16 protein-coding genes are annotated in these 18,556 nt (G+C 57.0%); 5 read left to right on the top strand and 11 right to left on the bottom strand.

All coding sequences use genetic code 11. From position 1 onward, the window contains the following. Positions 1–394 precede the first annotated feature (394 nt). Positions 395–1,975: a phytoene desaturase family protein gene (locus ACU6HM_RS18225; RefSeq protein ID WP_446764163.1), complete on the top strand. Its 1,581-nt coding sequence runs from the start codon at positions 395–397 to the stop codon at positions 1,973–1,975. Between the two features lie 9 nt (positions 1,976–1,984). Here the strand turns inward: ACU6HM_RS18225 and glcC are convergent, their stop codons facing one another. Then, on the bottom strand, positions 1,985–2,749 hold the full coding sequence (gene glcC / locus ACU6HM_RS18220; RefSeq protein WP_009456132.1) for a transcriptional regulator GlcC: 765 nt from the start codon (positions 2,747–2,749) through the stop codon (positions 1,985–1,987). A 195-nt stretch (positions 2,750–2,944) separates the two neighbouring features. Between glcC and glcD the strand changes: the two genes are divergently transcribed. The 3 genes from glcD to glcF are packed head-to-tail and all read left to right on the top strand — an operon-like array spanning position 2,945 to position 6,737. Next, positions 2,945–4,444, top strand: a complete 1,500-nt coding sequence (glcD, locus tag ACU6HM_RS18215; RefSeq protein WP_446764162.1) for a glycolate oxidase subunit GlcD — start codon at positions 2,945–2,947, stop codon at positions 4,442–4,444. Further along, positions 4,444–5,529 carry a glycolate oxidase subunit GlcE gene (gene glcE / locus ACU6HM_RS18210; protein ID WP_254499565.1) on the top strand — a complete coding sequence of 362 codons (1,086 nt, stop codon included), beginning with the start codon at positions 4,444–4,446 and terminating at the stop codon, positions 5,527–5,529. Before glcD ends, glcE begins: the two co-directional genes overlap by 1 nt. Further along, positions 5,514–6,737: a glycolate oxidase subunit GlcF gene (glcF, locus tag ACU6HM_RS18205; protein ID WP_009456129.1), complete on the top strand. Its 1,224-nt coding sequence runs from the start codon at positions 5,514–5,516 to the stop codon at positions 6,735–6,737. Before glcE ends, glcF begins: the two co-directional genes overlap by 16 nt. Positions 6,738–6,954: 217 nt before the next feature. On the opposite strand, the gene ACU6HM_RS18200 is transcribed toward glcF, so the two are convergent. The 8 genes from ACU6HM_RS18200 to ACU6HM_RS18165 form a co-directional block, all read right to left on the bottom strand. Then, on the bottom strand, positions 6,955–7,908 hold the full coding sequence (locus ACU6HM_RS18200) for a Gfo/Idh/MocA family oxidoreductase (RefSeq protein WP_009456127.1): 954 nt from the start codon (positions 7,906–7,908) through the stop codon (positions 6,955–6,957). A gap of 39 nt (positions 7,909–7,947) precedes the next feature. Further along, complete coding sequence (locus ACU6HM_RS18195) at positions 7,948–8,796, bottom strand: class III extradiol dioxygenase subunit beta (protein WP_021446853.1); 849 nt, start codon at positions 8,794–8,796, stop codon at positions 7,948–7,950. Between the two features lie 12 nt (positions 8,797–8,808). Continuing rightward, positions 8,809–9,201 carry a protocatechuate 4,5-dioxygenase subunit alpha gene (ligA, locus tag ACU6HM_RS18190; protein WP_009456123.1) on the bottom strand — a complete coding sequence of 131 codons (393 nt, stop codon included), beginning with the start codon at positions 9,199–9,201 and terminating at the stop codon, positions 8,809–8,811. A 16-nt stretch (positions 9,202–9,217) separates the two neighbouring features. Further along, the gene (locus ACU6HM_RS18185; RefSeq protein WP_009456121.1) at positions 9,218–10,138 is read right to left on the bottom strand and encodes an amidohydrolase family protein; all 921 of its coding nucleotides are present in this window, start codon (positions 10,136–10,138) and stop codon (positions 9,218–9,220) included. 10 nt (positions 10,139–10,148) lie between these two features. After that, positions 10,149–10,832 carry a 4-carboxy-4-hydroxy-2-oxoadipate aldolase/oxaloacetate decarboxylase gene (ligK, locus tag ACU6HM_RS18180; protein ID WP_009456120.1) on the bottom strand — a complete coding sequence of 228 codons (684 nt, stop codon included), beginning with the start codon at positions 10,830–10,832 and terminating at the stop codon, positions 10,149–10,151. Positions 10,833–10,864: 32 nt separating this feature from the next. Further along, complete coding sequence (locus tag ACU6HM_RS18175) at positions 10,865–11,893, bottom strand: amidohydrolase family protein (protein WP_021446852.1); 1,029 nt, start codon at positions 11,891–11,893, stop codon at positions 10,865–10,867. A gap of 25 nt (positions 11,894–11,918) precedes the next feature. Further along, a complete protein-coding gene (locus ACU6HM_RS18170) occupies positions 11,919–13,295 on the bottom strand; it encodes an MFS transporter (RefSeq protein WP_009456119.1) in 1,377 nt (458 codons plus the stop codon). 119 nt (positions 13,296–13,414) lie between these two features. Further along, entirely contained in the window at positions 13,415–14,524 is a 1,110-nt protein-coding gene (locus ACU6HM_RS18165; protein ID WP_009456110.1) for a 4-oxalomesaconate tautomerase, read from the bottom strand. A 136-nt stretch (positions 14,525–14,660) separates the two neighbouring features. Here ACU6HM_RS18165 and ACU6HM_RS18160 point away from each other — a divergent pair, with 136 nt between their 5' ends. Further along, on the top strand, positions 14,661–15,617 hold the full coding sequence (locus ACU6HM_RS18160; protein WP_022983202.1) for a LysR family transcriptional regulator: 957 nt from the start codon (positions 14,661–14,663) through the stop codon (positions 15,615–15,617). On the opposite strand, the gene ACU6HM_RS18155 is transcribed toward ACU6HM_RS18160, so the two are convergent. Both ACU6HM_RS18155 and ACU6HM_RS18150 read right to left on the bottom strand, forming a co-directional pair. Then, positions 15,614–16,987: an MFS transporter gene (locus tag ACU6HM_RS18155; protein WP_009456106.1), complete on the bottom strand. Its 1,374-nt coding sequence runs from the start codon at positions 16,985–16,987 to the stop codon at positions 15,614–15,616. The genes ACU6HM_RS18160 and ACU6HM_RS18155 overlap by 4 nt on opposite strands. A gap of 104 nt (positions 16,988–17,091) precedes the next feature. Next, positions 17,092–18,543 (bottom strand): aldehyde dehydrogenase, encoded by a 1,452-nt coding sequence (locus ACU6HM_RS18150; RefSeq protein ID WP_009456104.1) that lies wholly within the window; start codon positions 18,541–18,543, stop codon positions 17,092–17,094. Positions 18,544–18,556: the final 13 nt, after the last annotated feature.

Here is an 18,556-nt window from a genome sequence, read left to right as displayed (position 1 = left end):
CAAAAGCGCAGGCTACCGGTCTGTCTCGGATTGCTCGAAGGCCTGACCCTGGACCGCCCGGTTCAGGCGTACCGCCACCCCTCCTGGCCCGTTCCGGGCTGCGTGTATTCCTTATTCTTACCGACGCCGATTGGCCCAACCCTAGCAGGTCGGTCTTGGCATCCTGTCCCGGCACCCTAGGATTGACCTTCAATCCGTCGTTGCTTACCTGCAGGGTGGTCGGTCGTTCTACTCTTCGCGCTTGTAGCATTAGTTGCTGAGCTTTCTGTACCAATCAGCTTTGATTACCCGCCTTTGTCCTACTCGTCCTCCCTGATTCCCCTGAAATTCCTACTCAGTTTCCTCTTTGCGCCGTAGAATACGGATAAATACTTTAGAGCTAAAGGAGTTGCCCGTGGGTGCAGAGACGGTAGTAGACGCGATTGTGGTTGGGGCAGGGCACAACGGCTTGGCAGCAGCGGTTGAACTGGCCAGTAAAGGCTGGAAAGTTCAGGTTGTGGAAGCCAAAAGCTCGGCGGGTGGTGCGGTCAGCACTCAGGAGTTGACCATGCCAGGCTTCAAGCATGATGTGTGCGCCATGAACCTGTCCTCCTTCGCGGGCTCTGCGTTCTTCCAACGCCATAAAGAAGCCTTGGCCCGCCATGGCTTGGTTTTCGTCCCCGCAGAGCATTGCTTTGCCAGCGTGTTCCGGGATCAAAGTTATTTGGGCGTCAGTACAGATCTGGAAACGACCTTGAAGCGTATTCGAGCTGTTTCTGAGAAGGACGCTCAGGCTTGGCAAGCCATGCTAGATGACTTCCAGAGCAAGGCTCCCCATCTGTTTGGTGTGCTCGGTAGCCCTATGCCTTCTTGGGGCCTGATGAAAAGCGCCTGGAAGAGCTGGCGGGAGCTGGGCAAGGATGGCGTTGCAGAGCTGATGCAATTGCTGCTGGCGACGCCTCGTGACTTTCTGGACCGCCATTTCGAGAGCGACTCAGTGAAAGCCATGATGGCAGCCTGGGGGCTGCATGTGGATTTCACACCAGACACAGCAGGCGGTGCCTTGTTTCCTTATCTGGAGTCCATGGCCAACCAAGCCTTCGGCATGGTGATCGGGCAGGGCGGTGCTGACACGATTATCCGTGCCATGACGAGCTTTCTGCAGGAGTTGGGCGGTGAGCTGCTGTTGAATGCCCCCGTGCAGACAATTGAACAAGAGAATGGTCGCGCCAGTGGTGTTGTTCTGGCCAACGGTCGCCGCTTGAAGGCACGCAAGGCGGTCATCGCGAATCTGAATCCTCAGCTCGTCTTTGGGCGCCTGGTGCAGTCTGCTACCGTCCCCAAGGATTATCAGAAGAAAGTCGATGCCTTCCGCCCCGGTTTGGGCACCATGATGATCCATTTGGCTCTGGATGGCTTGCCTGATTGGACAGCGGGCACCGAGCTGCAGCGTTTCTCCTACGTCCATCTGGCACCCGATATGGCCATGATGAGCCGCGTCTATGCCGAAGCAGCTGCAGGTTTATTGCCTGCCGAGCCAGTTCTTGTGGTTGGACAAGGTACAGCACTGGATCCTTCCCGAGCCCCGGAGGGGAAACATACCTTGTGGATTCAAGTGCGTGTGCTGCCAGCCCAAGTCAAAGGCGACGCTTCTGGCAAGATTGCCGCTGGCGATTGGTCGCAGCTTAAGGATGCATATGCAGAGCGCGTCCTGGATCTGCTTGAAAGTTATGCGCCGGGCCTGCGTAGCAAGATCCTGGCCCGCCATATCATGTCGCCCCAGGATCTGGAGCAGTTCAATGCGAACTTGATTGGCGGTGATAACCTCTCGGGCAGCCACCATCTGGATCAGAACTTCTTCTTCCGTCCAGTGGCCGGTTACTCCAAATACAAGACGCCGATCAAGGATCTGTATTTGTGCGGCGCCTCGACCTGGCCCGGTGCAGGGACGGGGGCCGGATCAGGTTATATGCTGGCCAATCTGTTGGCGAAGTAAGTCAAAGAACTAAAGGCCATTCAGACGTTGCCGGGCATGTTCCAGGCGCAGCTGTTTGGCCTCCATCTCCTGTAGTTGTCGTCGTATCCCATCGATATGTTCTTTGGCGGCGCGTCGGGCCAAGTCAGCTTGGCCTTGCGTGACGGCATTGCATAAACGCGCATGTTGTCTGTCCAACCTGCGTTTGGAGTCATGGTCGGGATACAGGTGCTGCACGGACACGCGCACCGTAGATAACATCAAATCGTTGAACAGGCTGATCATATGTACCAGCACCGGGTTGTGCGAGGCCTCACAGATTGCCGCATGAAAAGCATGATCTGCCCGCGCAACCTGTTCAGGTGCTGCATCCTGCATTTGCAGATCCTCCAGTTCCTGAAAGCGTCGTCGTATCATGATGTGATCGGCTTCCGTCCCCCTGGAGGCGGCTAGTTGAGCCGCCTCGCTTTCCAGTAGCTCACGCACTTCCAGCAAGTCATATAGAGTGCGCCCTTGCGCTTGAAGCAGGTGCTCCAGCGGCTTGCTGACGGCTGAATCAATCAGGTTGGAGACGAAGGAGCCTTTGCCATGTCGGGTTTCAATCAAGCCGCGCACGCGTAGGATTTGCAGCCCTTCGCGCAGGGCAGATCGGGACACCGCCAGTCTTTGCGTCAGTTGCCGCTCGGAGGGCAAAACTTGTCCCGGTTTCAGGACGCCATCCATAATAAAAGTTTCGATGCGTTGGGCGACCAGCTCGGCGGTGACTTCCAAACGCTTGGGTTCCTGCATTTTCATTCGTGGTCAGACCAGTTGTATGCCTATGGAAATGATAACAAGCTGATTATCTATCTGTCTGATTTATAAGTATAAAGATAAACCCTAATACTCTCTTAGGGTAAAAACTGGTCGGACCAGTAGTCTGACGGCTGGACAAGCTAGCCCGCATCAAAGACCATCCGTTTCAGGAGACTTTAAAAGACAGGAGGCGTCATGAGCTTGCGCTACGACGAAAAACTGGACGGTGTGCTGCCCCGCGTGGACAGGATGCAGCTGCTTAGCCGTTTGCGTGATGATATTCCCGGCCTGGATGTGCTGCACACTGATGAGCAACTGCATCCTTACGAGTGTGATGGACTGAGTGTTTATCGCGCCAAACCCTTGCTGGTCGTTTTGCCCCGTAATGTGGAGCAGGTACAAGCCGTGATGCGCTTGGCTCACGAAGTCGGCGTGCCGGTGGTGGCTCGTGGTGCGGGTACCGGCTTGTCGGGCGGTGCCATGCCTTTGGAGCAGGGTATTTTGCTGGTGATGGCGCGCTTGAACCAGATTCTGGATCTGGACCCTGTAGCCGGGATTGCTCGCGTTCAGCCCGGCGTGCGTAATATCGCGATCTCTCAGGCGGCCCAACCCTTTGGCTTGTATTACGCACCGGACCCGTCTTCGCAGATTGCCTGTTCAATTGGTGGCAACGTAGCGGAAAACGCGGGTGGTGTGCACTGTCTGAAATATGGTCTGACCGTACACAATATCCTGCGCCTGGAAGTGATTACCGTCACAGGCGAACGATTGATTTTGGGCTCCGAAGCTCTGGATACGCCCGGCTTTGATTTGATGGCCCTGTTTACGGGTTCCGAAGGAATGCTGGGGGTAGTCACGGAAATTACCGTCAAGTTGCTGGCACGTCCCCCCTGTACGGTAGTGCTGCTGGCCAGCTTTGACGAAGTGGAAAAAGCAGCTGATGCCGTGGCGCAGATTATTGCTCAAGGCATTGTGCCGGCAGGGCTGGAGATGATGGATCAAATGTCCATCCGCGCAGCCGAGGACTTTATCCACGCTGGCTATCCCGTTGATGCACAAGCGATCTTGCTTTGCGAGATTGATGGCGCTTTGGAAGACGTGCAGGACGATGTGGCTCGTGTGGAGCAGGTTCTTTTCAAGGCCGGCGCGCAAGAAGTGCGGGTTGCGCGGGACGAGCAGGAGCGACAACGCTTCTGGGCCGGTCGTAAAAACGCCTTTCCCGCTGTAGGCCGGATTTCTCCCGACTATTACTGCATGGACGGCACCATTCCGCGTCGTCAGTTGGCTTATGTGCTGAAGAAAACCGCGGAGCTTTCCGAAGAGTACGGCCTGCGCGTCGCCAACGTGTTTCATGCGGGCGATGGCAATATGCACCCGCTGATTCTGTTCGATGCCAATCAACCTGGCGAGCTGGAGCGAGCCGAAGCCTTGGGCGGCAAGATTCTGGAATTGTGTGTGGAAGTCGGCGGCACAATTACGGGCGAGCACGGCGTAGGCAGAGAAAAAATCAATCAGATGTGTGTGCAGTTCAATGAAGACGAGCTGCAGTTTTTCCATGCGATCAAAGCTGCCTTTGATCCCAAAACCATGCTGAATCCCGGCAAGAACATTCCTACTTTGCATCGCTGTGCAGAAATGGGCAGCATGCACATCCATCACGGGCAATTGCCTTTCCCAGAGTTGGAGCGTTTCTGATGAGTACCGTAGAACACAAAAATCAGGATCGCAGCGCTGAATTGCTGGAGCAGGTCCAGCAAGCCCTGGCCACTAAAACCCCCTTGCGTTTGCAAGGCGGCAATACCAAAGCTTTTTTAGGCAAAGCCGTGCAGGGGCAAGAGCTGAGCCTGGCAGGCCATGAAGGGGTGGTCGATTACGATCCGGCGGAACTGGTCGTCACGGTGCGTGCCGGGACTTCCGTGCAGGCGCTGGAAACGATCTTGAACGAGCAAGGTCAATGCCTGCCTTTTGAGCCACCTCTGTTTGATAGCCGCGCCACTGTTGGTGGAGCCACCGCCTGTGGTCTGTCGGGACCGCGTCGTCCCTGGGTAGGCTCATTACGAGATTATGTACTGGGCTGCCGTTTGATCAGTGGCATGGGCACACATATGCGTTTTGGTGGCCAGGTCATGAAGAACGTCGCCGGTTATGACGTATCGCGGCTGATGGTCGGCGCCCAGGGTTCATTGGGTGTAATTACCGAGGTGTCCTTCAAAGTCTTGCCTCGCCCACGTAGCCGTGCCAGCCTGGTTCTGGAGGTAGCCCAGCAGGAAATCGCCGGTTTATTACGCAGTTGGCGTGACCAAAGCCGTCCCATTACGGGCGCAGCCTGGCAGGACGGGCGTTTGCATTTGCGTCTGGAAGGTGGCGACAGCTCGGTGCAATTGGCTCAAGAGCAAATCGGTGGGGAGGCTTTGGACTTGTCCTATTGGGACGATTTGTGCGAGCAGCGCCTGGAGTTTTTCAAGCAAGCTGGCACCTTGTGGCGAATCGCCTTGCCAGTCGATGCCCCAGTGCAAACATGGCCCGGCCAGGTTCTGGTGGATTGGGGTGGGACACAGCTGTGGCTGAAGTCCGATGCTGCTGCCGAGCAGATTCACGCGCAGGCTCAAGCTTTGAAAGGGCATGCCCGTTGCTGGTCCGGATCAGGTGCAGGGCAGGATGTCTTGCCCGAGTCCTTGTTGATATGGCATCAGCGTTTGAAACAACAGCTGGATCCTGCTGCCATTTTTAATCCAGGTCGTCTCTTTCCTTCGGCGGAGTCCACATGCAAACACAACTGACACCATGGGCTCAGCAACTACCGCAAGCCGAGCAAGCTGAAGCTATTTTGCGCTCCTGTGTGCATTGTGGGTTTTGCAATGCCACCTGTCCGACTTATCTGGACCAGGGCAACGAGCTGGACGGCCCCCGTGGCCGGATATACCTGATCAAGATGTTCCTGGAAGGCAAAGCGACCTCGGAGCTGACCCAGCATCACCTGGATCGTTGCCTGAGCTGCCGCAATTGTGAAACCACCTGTCCTTCGGGGGTGAAGTATCACAACTTGCTGGATATAGGTCGGGCCGCACTAGAGCCCAAAGTAAAGCGTCCCTTGAAGGACCGTGCCATGCGAGTCGCACTGACGCAGATTCTGCCAGAGCCTGCTCGAGTCAACGCCTTGCTGGGGGTAGCGCGAACCATGCGTCCCTTGCTGCCATCTTCTTTACAGGAAAAAATCCCGCCCAAGCAAAATGCGGATTTGACACGACCCGCACAGCGGCACAGCAAGCGTGTCCTGATGCTGGAAGGCTGTGTTCAGCCAGCCATGGCGCCTTCCATTAATGCTGCGACGGCCCGGGTGTTGGATCGCTTGGGCATCAGCGTGACGCCCATCGCTCAGGCAGGCTGCTGTGGCGCTTCGTCTTTTCACTTGGGTGCGCAAGAACAGGGCCTGGAGCAGGCGCGTCGCAATATCGACGCCTGGTGGCCGCAGATCGAACAGGGAGCTCTGGCGATTGTGCAGACCTCCAGCGGTTGCGGAGCTTTTGTGAAAGAGTACGTGGACCTGTTCAGGAACGATCCGGCCTACGCCGAGCGCGCTCGCCGCGTCAGTGAACTGGCCAGGGATCTGGTCGAAGTGCTGGAAGAGCAGCCTTTGGAAGAATGCCTGAACACGCAAACCCGCCCACGCCTGGCTTTCCATTGTCCGTGCACTTTGCAGCATGCGCAAAAACTGGGGGGACGAGTTGAGGCCGTGCTGACTCGCCTGGGTTTTGATCTGGGCGCTGTGCCGGATAGCCATTTGTGCTGTGGTTCGGCGGGCACCTATTCATTGACTCAACCCGAGATCGCAGGACGTCTGCGGGATCGCAAGATGGATGCGCTGGAAAGCAGCAAGCCAGACCTGATTGTCACGGCCAATATGGCCTGCGGGAATCATTTGAATGGGGCGGGTCGGACTGCGGTCAAGCATTGGATTGAGTTGGTGGATCAATACTTGAGTGCATAGTCGCAGGAACCAGGGTTGTCCGAGTCGTTGAATGTTTTTCTGCGGGCCCCTAAGGATGGCCCAGTACAGCCGCAACGTCCGCGCTTGAACGTGGGGGCAGGCAGGGGCAAATTCTGCGGTTTTGTTATCCTGCCTGTTGTTCGCCCCCTCCACCTGACGATATGCTTGCCGTTGTCGCGCAGATAGCCTCGTTTGCAGGAAGGGGCGGTGCAGACTCTTAGGCGGTCAGTTGTTTTTCGAGCAGGTCCAGTGTCTCATAGCAGGCCAGGACCGACGCCACGCTGGAGTTGGGTTCGCGATTTTCCAGAATAGCCGCGATAAACTCCCGGTCCTGCAATTCGATGCCGTCCATGGATACATCCACGTGGGAGACATCGATTACTTCGTCTTTGCCGGTGGTGAGGTCGTCGTAGCGGGCCAGATAGGTTCCGTTGTCGCAGATGTAGCGAAAGAACGTGCCGAAAGGGCCGTCATTGTTGAACGATAGCGATAGCGTGCATAGTGCGCCGTTTTCTGTCAGCAACTGGATGGACATGTCCATGGCAATGCCAAGCTCAGGATGGATAGGGCCTTGGATGGCATTGGCCTTGATGACTTTGGAGCCGGTCTGGTATTGAAAAAGATCGACAGTGTGCGCGGCATGATGCCAGAGCAGGTGGTCTGTCCAGGAGCGCGGTTTGCCCAGGGCGTTGGTGTTGCTGCGGCGGAAAAAATAGGTCTGTACATCCATCTGCTGAATGTTCAATTCACCCGCCTTTATCTTTTGATGAATCCACTGATGGCTGGGGTTGAAGCGGCGCGTGTGGCCAACCATGGCCACTAGGCCCTTTTCCTGTTGTACTTGCAGCACTTCCTGGGCACCGGCCAGGGTGTCCGCCAAGGGAATTTCAACCTGTACGTGTTTGCCCGCTTTCAGGCATGCCAGTGTTTGCGCAGCGTGCATCTGAGTAGGGGTGCACAAGATGACGGCATCGACCTCCTGACTGGCCAGCGCCTCGTTCAGATCGCCCGAGGCGTGGGGGACGCCGTATTTTTGCGCTACTTCCTGGGCCTTGGCCTGGGTGCTGGACACGATATAGGTGACCTGGGCTTCGGGGATACGGGCCAGGCCGTCCAGGTGCTTGATGCCGAAGGCGCCTGCGCCTACCAGTGCAATATTGACTTTTTTCATTTCTATTTCCTTTTGTTCAGAGCGTGGGGCCAAGCCCGCTCACGCAGTCTCTTTGTTTTCCAGGATCAGGTGTCCGACCGCGGTATTGGAGGCGGGCACATGGTAGAAGCGGTGGCGCACATCGACGTGTGGATTCATGGCGCCACGCGCGACCAGCCACATCACCAGCTCGATGCCTTCCGAGCCTGCCTCACGCACATAGTCGATATGGGGCACGCGAGCCAGGGCATCGGGGTCGGCAATCAGGCGATCCAGGAACTGGTTGTCCCATTGGGCGTTGATCAGTCCGGCGCGGGGGCCTTGCAACTGGTGGCTCATGCCGCCTGTGCCCCAGATCTGTACATTCAGGTCTTCGTCATACGAGGCGACCGCGCGACCGATCGCCCGGCCCAGATCCAGGCAGCGCTGGCCGGATGGGGCCGGATACTGAACTACGTTGACGTGCAAGGGGATTACGGGGCAGGGCCATTGTTCGACTTGACCGAACATCAGGGAAAGTGGAACGGTCAGGCCGTGGTCTACTTCCATTTTGTTGCACAGCGTCAGATCGAAGTCGTCCTGAATGACCGAGTGGGCAATATGGGCCGCCAGTTCGGGGTGCCCTTGTACCGTGGGGACAGGGCGTTTGCCCCAGCCTTCGTCACTGGGTTCAAAAGAGGCGCCAGTGCCCAGGGCAAAAGTGGGAATCAGGTCCAGGCTGAAGTTGTTGGCGTGGTCGTTGTAAACCAGGATGATGACATCCGGTTTGTTTTCCTGCTCCCATTGCTTGGAGAATTCGTAGCCGTCGAACACTTTTTTCCAGTAGGGTTCGGTGTGCTTGCCCAGGTCCAGCGCGGCACCAATAGCAGGAACATGCGAGGTATAAACAGAGTGTTTGATCTTTGCCATGATAGGTTCCGGTTATTTTTCTTGTTCGTGTAAGTAGCGGTTGCCCTCGGGGGAGCGGCCACCCTTGAGCATCATTTCCCGATAGTCCTGTTCGCTCATACCGGTCATGCTGCCTGCCATTTGTTGGAAGGACAGGCCATCGGTAGCGCCGATCTTGGCCAGAAAGTAGATGTTGCCACCCAGTTGCATGCAGCGATTCAGGTCACGACTGAGCACAGCCTGTTTTTGCTCCATGCTCATGGGCCACTCATCCAGATAGGCTGACTCGTCCGCTTTAAAGCGGGCCCGGTTTTCTGCCTTCATCAGTGACATGCAAAACTGGTTCAGGTGGTAGCCCTTACGCGATTGTTCCGAGTCAAAAATAATCGTTCCCGGTATATCCTGGTACGGTTTGTCCAGTGCCATAGTTATCTCCTCAAATTCATGTCAACTCTTCTGGCCAATACAGGCGCATCGGGTTGTCCACCAGTAGTAATTGTTGTTCTGCGGGACTGGGCGCAATTTGTGCCACGTAGTCAACCAGCAAACCGTCATCGGGCATATGGTCTTTCAGGTTGGGGTGGGGCCAGTCGGTCCCGAACAAAACGCGATCGGGGAACTGCTGCATCAATCGGCGTGCAAATGGTACGACATCCTGATACGCATGCTGCTCGCCATGCAGGGCGGCAGGACCGCTTTTGCTCAGACGCTCAGGGCATGAGAGCTTGGACCAGATGTTCGGGTGTTCGGCCATCAAGCGTACGAACAGGTCGAACTCGGCACTCTCTGCCCCTTGGCTGACATCCGGACGGCCCATATGGTCAACGACCACTGTGGTCGGTAGACCGGCGAAAAAATCCCATAGTTCTGGCAAATCCTGTGCCTCGAAGTACACCACCACATGCCAGCCCAAAGGCGCTATTTTATGGGCAACGTTCAGTAGTTCTTCTTTCGGCGTGAAATCGACCAGACGTTTGACAAAATTGAAACGCACACCGCGCACGCCGGCCTGGTGCATGGCGTCCAACTGCTGTTGCGTGACATCCGACCCCAGGGTGACAACGCCACGCGCCTTGCCTTGTGAGGCCTGCAAGGCATCGAGCAAGGCGCTGTTGTCCTTGCCGTGACAGGTAGCTTGCACAATGACGTTGCGGGCAAAGCCCAGGTGGTCGCGCAAGGCAAACAGCTGCTGTTTGCTGGCATCGCAAGGAGTGTATTTGCGCTCGGGGGCGAAGGGGAACTGCTCAGCGGGGCCAAACACATGGCAGTGGGCATCAACCGCACCAGCCGGTAACTGGAGTCGGGGTTTGGAGGGGGCGGCGTACCAGTCCAGCCAGCCGGGGGTTTTCTCAAAATGGCTCATCATCCTTCCTTCAGTCGATGTAACGGAGCCCGGCCTTCTCCAGGGGCTCGCGCATTTTGTACATATCCAGGCCCAGGACACCGCTGGCCAGCTTGGCGCGTTTTTCACCCTCAAAACTTTCTCTTTTTTGGGCGGCCGCCAATGTAGCGGCGGCCTTGGCGGCGGGCACGCACACCACGCCATCATCATCAGCCACGATGACATCGCCCGGCGTGACCCACATGCCTGCACACACGACCGGAATATTGACCGAACCCAAGGTGGCCTTGATGGTGCCCTTGGAGGAAATGGCCTTGCTCCAGACCGGAAAGTTCATCGCCTGTAAGGTGTTGATGTCGCGCACTCCGGCGTCAATGATCAAGGCGCGCGCTCCACGGGCCTGGAAGCTGGTGGCCAGCAGGTCGCCAAAATAGCCGTCACTACACTCCGAGGTCACCGCGGCAACCACGATATCGCCGGGCTGAATCTGCTCGGCGACGACGTGCATCATCCAGTTGTCGCCCGGTTGCAGCAGCACCGTGACGGCAGTGCCGGAGACTTGCTGACCGGAGTAAATCGGGCGCATATAAGGTTTGAGTAGACCGACACGGCCCATGGCCTCGTGAACAGTGGCCGAGCCCAGGGCCGCCAGTGCATCGGCGGCCTGGCGGTCGGCTCGTTGAATGTTGCGGTACACGACACCCAGTTCGTACATGGTTGATTCCTTGATGAATAGTTGCAGGCGGCTTACAAGCCTTTTTTCTTCAGCGCAGCGTCCAGGCGCGGGAACACGCGGCGTGCGTTGCCTTCGTAGATCTGGTGACGTTCCTGTTCGCTCAGGTTAAGCGTGGCTTCGATATAGCGTTTGGTATCGTCGTAGTAGTGACCGGTCGTGGGGTCAATGCCGCGCACCGCGCCAATCATTTCGCTGGCAAACAAGATATTCTTGACAGGAATGACCTCGGTCAGCAGGTCGATGCCAGGCTGATGGTAGACGCAGGTGTCAAAGAAAATGTTGTTGAGCAGGTGCTCGTCCAGCAGGGGCTTTTTCAGCTCCTGTGCCAGACCTCGGAAACGGCCCCAGTGATAGGGCACGGCGCCGCCACCATGGGGGATCAGGAACTTGAGCGTGGGAAAGTCTTTGAACAGATCGCTGGTCAGACATTGCATGAATGCGGTGGTATCCGCGTTCAGATAATGGGCGCCGGTGGTGTGAAAGCAGGCGTTGCAACTGGTGGAGACGTGGATCATGGCAGGAATGTCGTACTCCACCATTTTTTCGTAAATGGGGTACCAGGAGCGGTCGGACAGCGGCGGGGCCGTCCAGTGGCCACCGGACGGGTCGGGATTCAGGTTGATGCCGACGTTGCCATACTCTTCCACACACTTGACTAGCTCGGGAATGCAGGTTTTGGGATCTACGCCCGGCGATTGCGGGAGCATGGCAGCCGGGATGAAATGGTCAGGAAACAGTTCGCTGACGCGATAGCACAGCTCATTGCAAATGGCGGCCCAGGTGCTGGAGGTCTCGAAGTTGCCGATATGGTGGGCCATGAAACTGGCACGGGGACTGAAGATGGTCAGGTCCGAGCCGCGTTGTTTCATCAGCTTGAGCTGGTTGTTCTCGATGGTCTCGCGGATCTCGTCATCGCTGATCTTCAGATCACTGGCGCGGGGCGTTTGATTGGGGTCTTTCAGGCCGGCGATCTGCAAGTCGCGCCAAGCCCCCAGTGCGGCGGGGGCCGTGGTGTAGTGCCCGTGTACGTCGATGATCATGGGAGGGTCTCCTGCGTCTTGATGTTTAAGGGTTAATGAGAGGGGGAGTCGTGCCGCCTTGCGGCTGTGCACGGCTGTATTGCTTGATGAGGAGGGCGGCCATGGCGATGACGCCTGGGATGGCCACAACGGTAAAGATCTGACTGAAATCCAGCTCGCGTGCCGTCAGCTCGGCCACCAGGAAAGAGCCGGCAATACCGCCAAAACGACCGATGCCCAGCATCCAGGCCACGCCCGTGGCGCGTCCCCGAGTGGGGTAGTAGGCGGCCGCCAGTGCAGGCATGGAGGACTGTGCGGTATTCATCAGCGTGCCGGCCAGAAACACGACCACAACCAAGCCGCCCAGATGTCCGGCCATCTGGCCAATCCACCAAATGGATAGAGCGGTCAGCGCGTAGCCCAGAGCGATGATGCGGTTGGCGTTGAAGCGATCCATCAACCAGCCAGAGAGCACGGCACCCACACCGCCCAACGGGAAGAGAGCGGCAACCAGCGTGCTGGTCTGGGATGCCAGTCCGGCTTCTTTGAACAGCACGGGCATCCAGTTCATCAAGGCGTAGAAAATGACCAGTCCCATGAAATAGGCCAGCCAGAGCATGAGTGATCCCAAGCGGTATTCACGCGATAACACGATACCGATACCATTGTGGGCGGCAGGCTGGGAGCTGGTCTCGGTCAGCGTAAAGCGTTGGACGCTGTCCACAGCCTTGCCGGCAATGGGGGCCAGCGCCCGGCGGATACGGTCGGCGGAGTCATGTCGGGCGACCATGTGGCGCACGGACTCGGGCAGCTTCGGGATCAGCACGAGCAGTAGTATCAAGGGGGCGATGCCACCCAATATCAATACACTGCGCCAGCCAAATTGGGGAATCATCCAGGATGCCAGAAAGCCGCCCAGGGCGGCCCCCAGAGGAAAGCCGCAGAACATGGCATTGGTCAGGGTGGCGCGACGGGCATCGGGGCAGTATTCGCTCATCAAGGTGACAGCGTTGGGCATGGCGGCTCCCAGACCCAAACCGGTCACAAAGCGCAGAACAGCCAATGTCCAGATGTCCGGGGAGAAGCCTGAGGCCAGGCAGGCGAGGGCAAAGATGGCTACCGAGCTGACCAGCACCGTCTTTCTGCCCAGCCGATCAGCCAGTGGCCCCGACAGCAAGGCCCCCGTTGCCAGACCGAACAGGGCAGCGCTCAGTACGGGTGCCAGGGCGGGCTTGCTGACACCCCACTCGGCTATCAAAGAGGGGGCGATATAGCCGATGGCGGCAGTATCAAAGCCATCGAGCAGCACAATCAGAAAGCACAAGCTGAAGATGAGCCATTGAAAGCCAGAGAAGGGGTGCTCATTGAGCAGCGTTTGCACATCAAGGCTGGGCTGGTCTGTTTTGTCGGCTAGGGATGTCATGGTTTGTCTCGTCCAATATCATTATTTTTCGGTGGGCACCGTATGCGCAGGCGCAGCCCACCCCCTGCCACCGCAGTGGCGCAAGCCCTGCGGTGTTCTTTTTTTTGTTTGAAATGCGTTTAGTTCGAGTGCGGTACCAGAACGTCGCCGCGCATCAGTGCTCTTGCGGTGCGCAGCAACGCTGCCTTGGTCACAATCTCGGGGTTTTCGGGGTCGCTATCGAGTGTGACGCTGAATTCGCCGGTGGGATGTTCGACCGACAGCGTGACCGGACCCAGGCTTTGCTCGAAGCGGGCGATCCCCTCGCAAACGGTGCCTGGCATTTTGATGGCCGTACCCACTGTCACGGCAGCGAGCACCCCAATGGCCTCATGGCATACATGGGGGATGAAACTACGGGTGGTCACAGCGCCGCCGTGTTCAGGCGGGGCGATCAGTGTCATCTTCGGGTAATTCTTGGTCGAGACATCGCCCAGTCCCATACGTTCGGATATCTGCAGGCGCAACGCTTCTACGCGTCGCTTCAGTTCCGTATTGGCGTTTAGCTCAGCCACGCTTTCCAGGCCGCTTACTCCTACATCAGTCGCCTTGAAAATCACTAGCGGCATACCGTTGTCAATGCAGGTGACATCCAGGGTGAACGGAGGCAAGCCATCCGCATGAACGGTGATGGTGTCTTTGGGTTTGCCCGTGGGCAGCAGTCCCGAGCAAACCGAGCCTGCCGTATCCAGAAAATTGATGGCAATCGGGGCGCTGGTGCCCGGTACGCCGTTGATCGCGGCATTACCTTCGTAGCTGATTTCGCCTTCGGGTGTTTGCACCTGAATTTCACTGACCATGCCGGTATTGAGCGTCAGGACCTTGACCGTAGTGGTGGGGCCTTGGGCCTGGATCAGGCCTTTTTCCAAGGCAAAGGGGACGACCGCCGCCAGCATATTGCCGCAATTGGGTTTGGTGTCCACCAGGTCAGAGTCGGGTTGCAACTGGGCAAACAAAAAGCTCAAGTCAGCTTGTCCGGTGCTGCAGATATCCACGATCCCCACTTTGCTGGTCAAGGCATGGGCGCCACCAATGCCATCGATCTGTCGACGGTCGGGCGAGCCCATCAGCCTGAGCAGTAGTCGATCCCGCTCTTGGATATTTTCGGGCAGATCTTTGGCGTAGAAGAATGGACCTTTGGATGTACCCCCCCGCATCAGGATACAAGGAATGCTATATTGGCTGGCCATAGGTGGTGCTCCATAGGTCACTGAAAAAACAGGCAAACTGCGAGGCACATTGACTGTGTTCCCATTCGCTCTTGCTATGCGTACCTATTTTAGTAAGCCCGATAAAAGTTAAAAGAACGAAACCCGACTAGTAGATATGTCAAAAAAACATAGCGAAGACAAGCGCCCTATGGAATACGTGATCGATCTCAAGCAATTGAGCTACTTCACGCATGTGGCCGAACTGGGCAGCTATACCCGAGCTGCAGAATTTACCAATGTGGCTCAGCCAGTCCTGAGCCGGCAGATTCGCAAGCTGGAAATTGATTTGCGGCAGAATTTGCTGATTCGTCACGGGCGCGGTGTCATGCTGACCGACGCCGGCAAGATCTTGCTCAAGCACAGTCGTCTGATCTTGCGCCAGTTGGAGCAGGCGCAGGAGGATCTGAGTCTGTCTGAGGGCAAGCTGACCGGGCACATGTATTTAGGTTTGCCGCCCACGGTGGCGCGCACCATTTCTTTGGATGTCGTGCAGGCGTTCAAGGAACAATTACCCGATGCACACCTGACGATTATCGAGTCACTGACGGTTAACCTGGAGGAGCAAATTCATCTGGATCGGGTCAATATGGGATTGCTGTACAACCCTTCTTCCTCGCCAACACTGGAGACGCAGCTACTGGCCGAGGAACAGTTGCACCTGATCTGCGGTGTGGACAGCCCTTATGCGCAGGGACGCAGCCGCATCGCGCTTAAAGATCTGGCCGATATTCCGCTGATCATGCCTAGCCTGTCCAACAGTTTTCGGATGTTGGTGGAAAAAGAGATGCAAAAGCTCAATCTGAAGCCGCAGATCGAGTTTGAAATCAACAGTGTGGGGGTGATTATTCAATTGCTGGCCAAAGGCATGGGGGCTGCCATTTTGTCCCGCTCGGTGTTGGAGTTCATTCCGCAAAGTGGCTTATTGACGGCTATTCCAATCGAGCAGCCGGCCTTGGTCAATCGTTTGTATCTGGCCTATTCCTCCAAACGTTTGCCCACCAAACTCCAGGTTAAAGTGCGGCAGATCCTGATTGATATTTGCCAGCGACATTTTCCTGGCCGGGATGATTAAGCGCCTTGCTTTTGGGTCATGTTATGCCCATCCATGGCATGCAAGCGTCGAAAAAGGAATGCGGAGCTCAGGGTAATGAGCCCGACAATGACAAACGTGAACTGGAAGGCGGTGGTGGCTGTCTGTACGGACGAGGCGCCAAATAGGGCTTGTCCGTAGCGCAGAAGCATGGCACCTATAGCGGTTCCCAAACCCATGGCCAGTTGCTGGTTTACCGCCATCAGGCTATTGCCACTGCTTTTTTGATAGGGACGCAATCTGGCCATGGTCAGGGTGTTGACGGCGCTGAACTGAATCGAATTGGCGGCTCCCAAAAGCAGTAAGTGCAGACTGATCCACAAGGTACTGGTCTGCGCGTCAATAAAAGCCAGCGCTGTAATCAGCAGGCCGATCAGGATGGTATTGCTTAGCAAAATGGACCGATAGCCAAATCGGTTCAGCAATGGGTGCAAAAAGGGTTTGGCTGCCATGGCGGAAATGGCCATGGGCAACAGTAAGAAAGCGGATTGCACGGGGCTGTAGGCAAAGCTGATCTGAAACAGCATGGGCAGCAAAAAGGGCAATGCGGCCATGCCGATCCGGCTAAGCAGATTGCTGCTCAAACCAATCCGATAGGTACGTACAGACAGCAGATGGCCTGGATACAAGGCGTTTTGCTTGTGCGTGCCATGACGCTTGTAACCTAGCAGAAGAAGAAAACCGGCCAGTATTAACATCCCTGACAAAGCGGGGCTGGCGAGGCTGCCAGACAGTTCAAAGCCCAGCGTTAGCAGGCAGGCGCTGCCAGTGAACAGCAGAAAGCCGTGCAGATCCAGTTTTCCCGGCGTTTCGGTGTAGTTAGGCATCCACTTGCTGGCAAAAAACAGGGACAGCAGGGCAAAGGGCAGATTGATCAGGAAAATCCAGTGCCAACTGGCATATTGCACCAAATAGCCGCCTACCAGCGGCCCCAGTATGGGCCCCAGCAGAGCGGGCATGACGGCATAGTTCAGTACACGCAATAACTCGGCATTGCGAAATGATTTCATCAATACCAGCCGTGCCACTGGGGTCAGCAAGGCTCCGCCCATGCCCTGAATCACACGGGAGACCAGCAACATGGACAATTGCGAGGACAGGGCACACAACAGCGATCCCAGACCAAACAGAAACATGGCGGCCATGAAGATTCGTCGTGTGCCAAAACGGTCGCTCAGGTGCGCGCTGACGGGGATGCATACTGCCACAGTCAGGACGTAGCTGACGATGACCGACTGCATGTGCAGGGCTGAGGTGTTCAGGTCGCGGGCCATGCTGGGCAGCGCCGTGTTGAGCACGGTGACGTCCAGCATTTGCATGAAGATTGCCAACGCCAACAGTGCGGGCAACATTTTTTTTTGAAAAGGGGCAAGCGGTACAGAGGCAGGGTGAGGCATGACAACAGGGCGCAGGGTCGGCCCGGGACCGATCCTGCGCCCGGGCCTGCAGGCCAGATTTATAAAGGATACTGGCGGGGGGTAGTCTGGACGGTAATCCAGCGCAGTTCGGTGAACTCATTGATGGCGGACTTGCTGCCAAAGCGGCCATAACCGCTGGCTTTCATGCCGCCAAATGGGGCTTGGGCTTCATCATGGACGGTAGGTCCATTGATGTGGCAGATGCCGCTCTGGATCTGTTTGGCAATGCGCAGACCACGGTTTACATCCTGCGTGAATACTGCTGCCGCCAAGCCATATTCGCTATCGTTGGCCAAGCGGATTGCCTCGCTGTCCTCACGGTAGCGGGTCATGGTGACGACGGGGCCAAAGGACTCCGTGGCATAGAGCTGCATGTCGGGGGTGACGTCATTGACGATCAGCGGATGCATCAGGGCGCCCTCGATGTTCAGGGGCAGCGGCAAGGAAGCACCTTTGGCAACGGCGTCCTCCACCAGAGCCTGGATGCGCTGGGCAGACTGGACACTTTCCAGATAGGCAAAGCGCGTGTCTGCCTGATCGGGTGAGCCAACCGGAATGGTCTTGATTTTGGCGACCAGTTTTTCCAGAAATGACGGGGCAATCGATTCATGCACAATCAAGCGTTCGGTTGACATGCATATCTGACCTTGATTGAAGTAAGCGCCAAAGGCAACACCGGCGACGGCCTGTTCCAGGTCGGCGTCCTCGCACACAATAACCGGTGCCTTGCCACCCAGTTCGAGCAGGACGGGTTTGAGGTATTTGGCGGCAGTTGCGGCGATGATCTTGCCAACTTTGGTGGAGCCGGTGAAATTGATGCGCTTGACCGCCGGGTGTGCAATGAGCTGCTCGACTACGGCAGGCGCATCTTCAGGGGCGTTGGTAATGACGTTGATCACGCCGGCTCCGACGCCTGCGTCATTGAGCACTTGTCCCAGCAGAACATGGGTGGCCGGACACTGTTCGGAGGCTTTCAGAATGACGGTGTTGCCGCAGGCCAGGGGCATGGCCATAGCACGAGTGGCCAGAATCACGGGCGCATTCCAGGGGGCGATGCTCACGACCACGCCGCAGGGGACGCGATAGGCCATGGACAGGCTGCCGGGCAGATCCGAGGGGATGATGGAGCCATCAATCTGCGTGGTCATGGCAGCGGCCTCGCGCAAGATGTTGGCCGATAAATGCACGTTGAAACCATACCAGGAGTCCGTCGAACCCGTTTCCTGACGTACTGTTGCGATAAATTCGGCCGCGCGCTCGTCCATGAGGTCAGCGGCTTTGAGCAGGCGCAGCCGGCGCTCGGTGGGGCCCAGGGCTGACCAGTGTACAAAGGCTTGTTCGGCGGCCTGCAGGGCGGCTTGCACATCCTCAGCTTGGGCGGCTGCCGCGATGGTCGCGGCTTGGCCTGTAACGGGGTTCTGGCGCGTAAATGTCCGTTGACCACTGGCGTCACGAAGCTGGCCATTGATCAATAGTTGACTGGTGTTCATTATGTCTCCTGCA

This window comes from Alcaligenes sp. RM2 (genome assembly GCF_052931795.1).
This window is presented reverse-complemented; position numbering and strand designations above follow the sequence as displayed.